The 5,408-nt window shown below is 75.8% G+C and carries 5 protein-coding genes; all 5 read left to right on the top strand.

The features are described 5' to 3' along the window. Positions 1 to 676 precede the first annotated feature (676 nt). Positions 677 to 2,623, top strand: a complete 1,947-nt coding sequence (locus ABZ885_RS34700; protein WP_360197797.1) for a phosphatase PAP2 family protein — start codon at positions 677 to 679, stop codon at positions 2,621 to 2,623. Positions 2,624 to 2,830: 207 nt separating this feature from the next. Beyond that, positions 2,831 to 3,742: a LysR family transcriptional regulator gene (locus ABZ885_RS34695; protein ID WP_360197794.1), complete on the top strand. Its 912-nt coding sequence runs from the start codon at positions 2,831 to 2,833 to the stop codon at positions 3,740 to 3,742. 293 nt (positions 3,743 to 4,035) lie between these two features. Continuing rightward, positions 4,036 to 4,437: a LuxR C-terminal-related transcriptional regulator gene (locus ABZ885_RS34690; RefSeq protein ID WP_360197791.1), complete on the top strand. Its 402-nt coding sequence runs from the start codon at positions 4,036 to 4,038 to the stop codon at positions 4,435 to 4,437. After that, complete coding sequence (locus tag ABZ885_RS34685; protein WP_360197788.1) at positions 4,427 to 4,618, top strand: aroma-sacti cluster domain-containing protein; 192 nt, start codon at positions 4,427 to 4,429, stop codon at positions 4,616 to 4,618. Before ABZ885_RS34690 ends, ABZ885_RS34685 begins: the two co-directional genes overlap by 11 nt. A 7-nt stretch (positions 4,619 to 4,625) precedes the next feature. Further along, positions 4,626 to 5,408: BTAD domain-containing putative transcriptional regulator (locus ABZ885_RS34680; RefSeq protein ID WP_360197786.1), on the top strand; the 783-nt coding region annotated here is incomplete at its 3' end.

Below are 5,408 nucleotides of genomic sequence, written 5' to 3'. Positions count from 1 at the left end.
CGCCGGAGGTGGCGCGGCCGGTGGGCCGCAGCGCGTCGTCGCCGGACCGGTCCGCCTCCACCGCACGGCCACCAAGGCCGCCCGGTGGCTCTCCCCGCCACCGGGCCGCCGTCACCCCAAGACCATCTGTCCCACCCTCCCGCCCGGGAGTGGGAAGTCGGCCCGCCCGACTTCCCACTCCCGTTCGCGGATCTGCTGCCGTCCTGTGGCCATCACCCATCGCCATCTCCTTCGTGCACTTTGCAAAGAGCTGACTTTGCAAAGTGCAGCGTGGGCCGGGTGAATCGTTTCTGCCTTCGGTGAACTGGGCTTCGCCGCTGCACCGCGCCACCCGGCGCTCCCTCTCCTCGCGCCTTGCAGCACTTTGCAAACAGCAGATCAGCTTTGCAAAGTGCACGAACCCCGAGCGCGCGCTCATGTCGCAGCACCGATCCCGTGCCGCGTGCACGCCGCGCCGTACCGAATCCACGCCGTGCCCGTCCTGAGCGGGCATCGAGCCTGCGTCGAAGCCCCCACCCCACGCACCCCGCGCCTGCGTCGAGCCCGCGGTGCGCAGGTGCGGTGTCCCCCGCGCGGCGTCGTTCGGCGTGCGGGGTGGGCGTCGGCGGCCGAGAGTCGGCAGGAAGGCGACCCGGCCGCGCGGCCCGGGCGCACCGGTGCCGGCGAGAGGAGCGGAATGGGCGCGAGCAGGCCGGCGCCCCGGACCGCGCTCCTCACGACGCTCTGCCGGCTGATCGCCCTCGGCGCGGCCGGCGTCGTCACCTGGATCACCCTGGGCGGGGCCGCCGCCGACCGGCCGGCCCTTCCGCTCCTCCTCGGCGCCTGGCCGTCCACCGCCACCCGGGTGGGTCTGCTGCTCACCGCCCTCGCCGCCGTGGCCGTGACCGGCGCGCTGATCGCCCGTCACCCGCCCCCGGGCGTGCCCGCCCCCGCCGCCGTGGGTCCGCTCGCCGCGGCGGCCCTGCTGGTCGCCGCCGAACTGCGCGGGCACCCCGTCGACGCCGTCCTCGGCCTCGCCACGACCGCGCTCGTCCTGCTCGACGTCCTGCCGCGCAGTCCCGTCCGCCCGGCGGGCCTCGCCCTGGGCGTGGCGGTCGCGCTGCACCCCGTGCTGATCCTCTTCGCCACCGTCCTCCCCGGCCCCGGCCCCGGTTCCGGCTCCGGCTCCGGCCCCGCCCCTGGCCCCGGCCCGCGTCGTCGCCGCGTCGCGGCCGCCCCCGCCCTGACCGCCCTCGCGGTGGCCGTCGTGCTGCACACCGTCGTCCGGTTCGCCGACCCGGCGCGCGCCGTCCGCTTCTGGCACGGCTTCGACGACCCCGCCGCCACCGGCGACCCCGCCAACCTGACCGTGCTCGGCGTCCTGCTCCGGCTCGGCCTGCACGGCCCGCCGCTGCTCTGCGTCCGGCTCGCCGTCGTGGTCACCGCCGCCGTGCTCGCCGTCCGGCGCGCCCGCGCCTTCGGCCGCGACGGGCAGCCCCTGCTCGCGGCCGGCGTGCTCGGCTGCGCCACCCTGGCCGCCGCCCCGGTCGCCGGGCCGGGGGACCTCGGCTGGCTGCTCCTCGCCGCCACCGGACGGCTCGGCCGCCGCCCGGAGGACCGCGCGCTGTGGCCGGTGATCGCGGTCACGATCACCTTCGTGCCCAGCACCATGCTCGACCCGGGCATCGAACCGGTCAGCGGCCTGCTGCTGCGCAAGGCTCCGACCCTGGTGGCCCTCGCCGCGGCCGCCGCCCTCCCGTTCCGCTCCCGCAGTGACCCGCTCTGGCACCTGCCCCGCGCCCCCGGCCCGCCGCCGCACCACCGGCCGGTCCTCCGCGGGATCCCGCTGCTGCCCGCGCCGCTGCGGCCGGTCTCGCGCCCGAACCTGGTGCTGGAGCTCCTCCTCATCCAGGTCGGCTACGGCATCTACACGTACATCCGCAACGCCGCCCCGGACCGCGTGGCCGCCGCCACCGCGCACGCCCGCAGCCTCTACCGGCTCGAACAGACGCTGCGGATCGACATCGAGCCGGCCGTCAACGGCTGGGCGCTGCGGGCCGGCGACTGGCTGCTGGACGCGGCGCAGCAGTACTACAAGGTGCTGCACATCGCCATGCCCCTGGGTGTGCTGGTCTGGCTCTACACCTGGCACCCGGCCCGCTACCGGACCGCCCGGACGATCCTGTTCGCCGCCACCGGCCTGGCCCTGCTCGGCTTCTGGGGCTACCCGCTGGCACCTCCCCGGCTGGTGCCCGGGCTCGGCCTGCGCGAGGACCGGTCCGGCACCCCGGGCGAGGCCCCGCTCGGCGTCCTCACCGCGCTGAGCAACCAGTACGCGGCGATGCCGTCGCTGCACATCGCCTGGGCGGTCTGGTGCGCCCTGGTGGTGATGACGACCGCCCGGCACCGCCGGCTGCGCCCGCTGGCCGCGCTCTACCCGGCGCTCACCTTCGTCGTGGTGGTGGCCACCGCGAACCACTGGGTGCTGGACGCGGTCGGCGGCGTCGCCGTCCTGCTGGCCGGCTGCCTCACCCAGTACCTGCTCACCGCCCGCCTCCTCACCGACCCCGTCCCGCCCGCGGCGCCCGCCCAGGCCCCGCTCGGCGCCCTCACCGCGCAGGAGCGCCGCGCGCCCCGGGAGTAGGAAGTCGGCCGGTCCGACTTCCCACTCCGCGCCCGTCCCGCCTCCCACCCCGACCCCCGACCCCGCCGTCCCGCTCGCCCGACCCCGCCACCCCGACCGTCGACCCCGCCGTCCCGCTCGCCCGGCTCCGCCGGAGAGCGCCGCACCCGGCCCGACCTCCCGCTCCCCGCGCCCGGGTGTGTCCCGGCACGCTGGCAGAATTGGCGTGTGATCGACGCAAGACGCCTGCGGACCCTGCGGGCCGTGGCGGACCACCGGACGGTGACCGCTGCGGCGGCCGCGCTCTACCTCACCCCCTCCGCGGTGTCCCAGCAGCTGGCCGCGCTGGAACAGGAGACCGGCCACCACCTGCTCGCCCGCGAGGGCCGCGGCGTGCGGCTGACCGCGGCCGGCGAGATCCTGCTCGGTCACGCCGACGCCGTCCTCGCCCAGCTGGAGCGCGCCGAGGCGGACCTCGCCGCCTACTCCGCGGGCGTCTCCGGCGAGGTCACCGTCGCCTCCTTCGCGACCGGGATCTCGCTCGTCCTCGCGCCCGCCATCGGCGGGCTCGCCGAGCGCGCGCCCGGCGTCCGGCTCAAGGTGCTGGACGCGGAGGGGGACGCCAGCCTCCCGATGGTCCTGGACGGGCGTGCCGACCTGGCGGTGGCCGTCGAGTACCGGGGCGCGCCGCGTGCCGACGACGCCCGGCTCACCCGGGTGCCGCTGTACGCCGAACCGTTCGAGGCGGTGCTGCCGCTCGCCCACCCGCTGGCCGCCGGCGACGGCCCGATCGCCGTCGCCGACCTCGCCGACGAGCCGTGGATCGGCCCGTACCCCGGCAACCCCTGCCACGACGTGGTGCTGCTGGCCTGCGAGTACGCGGGCTTCCAGCCCCGCCTGGTGCACTCCTCGGACGACTTCCGTGCCGTCGTCGCGCTCGCCTCGGCCGGTGCCGGGGTGGCGCTGGTGCCGCGCTCCGCGCTGCTGGGCGTGGACCTGGCCAGGGTCGCGGTCCGTCCGGTGGACAGTGCACTCGCGACCCGCCGGGTCTTCGCCGCGGTCCGGGCCGGCGCGGACGGCCACCCGCTGATCCGCCCGGTCCTGGACGCCCTCGCCGAGGCCGCCGCGGCCACCGCCTGACCGCCCCGCAGCCGGAGCAACCCGGGTGCCGGGGGGTCACCGGACCAGCCGGGCACCCGACCACCGCGGAGCACCCGGCCCGCCGTACCCCAGGGACCACACCCGCGCACCGGCCCGGCGTCAAGGTCGTTGCGCGGACCGGGCATTGGCATTATCAGGGCAGGTACGCCCTCTTGCCGGTGCCGGGTGCTGCCGTCAGCATGAGGGCACCGCGATCGTGTGTCCCGAGGGGGGATCCTGTTGGCGTCCCATGAAGAAATGCCGTCGCCCCCGTGCACCGAAGCGCAGGAGCATTGACCGGGACGGGCGGTTCGTCACCCCCGGTGTGCCCGTCCTGCGGGGCTCCCCGGCGGCCCGGGCTGCCGCAACCGCCGGCCGCGGCGCTGTCGCTGACCCGGGCGCTGACCCCGCGGGAACGCGACGTCCTGGAGTTGCTGGGCCTCGGCTACGACAACCGGTCGATAGCCCGGGAACTGAATATCAGCGAACGCACGGTCAAGCGTTTCGTCACCGCCATTCTGGCAAAGCTGAGACTCCGGTCGAGACTGCAGGCCGGACTCTTCGCGCTGTTTGTCGCGTCGGCTCCGGCCGCGGAGGAATTCTGGCCCAAAGGTCTCATGGACGCCGCCGGGGACGAAGGCCATGATGTTCTGGCACCCGATCCAGGTAAGACAGGAGGGGACCATGACATTTGACGCCCTCGCAGCCCTCCGGCAGGCGGGAAACCCGGTCGACCTGCTGACACCGGAACAGCGCGACGTGCTTTCCGGGCTCACCGAGAACGAAGTGGCCGTACTCAATTCCGTCAAACAGCGGCTCGACGCCGTTTCGGACGCCGAGGTAGAGGGGCATTCCACCGCCATCAAGTTGGCGTGAGATGGCCGTGAGATTCGGAATTCTCGGCCCGTTGCGGGTGACGGCGGACGGCCGTCCGGTGGACCCGGGACCGCGGAAACAGCAGATTCTGCTGGCGGCACTGCTCTGCCACGCGAATGCACGGGTCTCGTTCGACACCCTGGTCGAGGCGCTGTGGGACGACGCGCCGCCGCGGACCGCCCGCAAGAACCTCCAGGTGTACGTCTCCGGGCTGCGCCGGCTGGTCGGCGGCGAGCCCGGGGCCGCCGAGCCCGGGGCCGCCGGGTCCGGCTCGCGGATCAGCCATCAGGCCGGCGGCTACGTGCTGCACACGGCGGCCGGCGAGCTCGACGCGCTCAGCTTCGAGCAGCGCGCCCGGGCCGGCGCCCTCGGCGAGGCCCTGGAGCTGTGGCGGGGCTCGGCCCTGGACGGGTTCCGGGACGTCCCGCTGATCGGCGCCGCCGCCCAGCGGCTGGACCGGCGCTACCTCGGGGTGTTCGAGGACTGGGTGGAGGCGGAGCTTGCGGCCGGCGGCGGACCGGCCGCGATCGACCGCGTCACCGAGGTCGCCCAGCAGCACCCGCTCCGCGAGCGGCTGCGGATGCTGCAGATGACCGCGCTGTGTCGGGCGGGCCGGCGCTCCGAGGCGCTGGCGGTCTACGACGAGCTGCGCCAGTCCCTGGCCCACGAGCTCGGGCTTCCGCCCAGCCCGGCGCTGGCCCGGTTCTACCGGTCGCTGCTGTGCGATCAGCAGCCGCCGGCCGGGCCGCCCCCGGCGCCCCCCCGCCCCCGCCCCCGCCCCCCCCCCCCC

Origin of the sequence: Kitasatospora sp. NPDC047058, assembly GCF_040643935.1 — a bacterium.
Classification (GTDB): domain Bacteria; phylum Actinomycetota; class Actinomycetes; order Streptomycetales; family Streptomycetaceae; genus Kitasatospora.
The sequence above is the reverse complement of the archived record's forward strand: the minus strand, read 5'-3'. Positions and strand labels throughout refer to the sequence as shown.

Bases quoted from the DNA above. Each gene is read 5' to 3' on its own strand.
- ABZ885_RS34700 (WP_360197797.1), top strand. From the start codon at position 677: ATGGGCGCGAGCAGGCCGGCGCCCCGGACCGCGCTCCTCACGACGCTC.
- ABZ885_RS34685 (WP_360197788.1), top strand. From the start codon at position 4,427: ATGACATTTGACGCCCTCGCAGCCCTCCGGCAGGCGGGAAACCCGGTC.